This window comes from Streptomyces sp. ISL-11 (genome assembly GCF_018614525.1).
GTDB lineage: Bacteria > Actinomycetota > Actinomycetes > Streptomycetales > Streptomycetaceae > Streptomyces.
Window position 1 is genome coordinate 9,714 of record NZ_JAGGOL010000071.1, and the last position, 320, is coordinate 10,033.

Below are 320 nucleotides of genomic sequence, written 5' to 3' on the forward strand. Positions count from 1 at the left end.
CCCGCCGCGAACGACCCAGCACCCCAACCCACCCCACGGAGGCCCGGCGGTGCACGAACTGCCGCAACAGCTGGCCAACGGACTCATCCTCGGCGCGATGTACGGCCTCATCGCGATCGGCTACACGATGGTCTACGGCATCGTCCAGCTCATCAACTTCGCCCACGGCGAGATCTTCATGGTCGGCGGCTTCGGCGCACTGACCGCCCACCTCATCCTCCCCGACGGCACCGCACTCGCCCTCGCCCTCCCCCTCATGATCCTCGGCGGCATCCTCGCCTCCGTCGCCGTCGGCGTCGCCGCCGAACGCTTCGCCTACC

1 pseudogene is annotated in these 320 nt (G+C 69.4%); it reads left to right on the forward strand.

Annotation, left to right across the window (positions count from 1 at the left end):
* Nucleotides 1–49: 49 nt before the first annotated feature.
* Nucleotides 50–320 (forward strand): annotated as a pseudogene (locus J7E86_RS31110) (branched-chain amino acid ABC transporter permease); the annotation flags it as partial.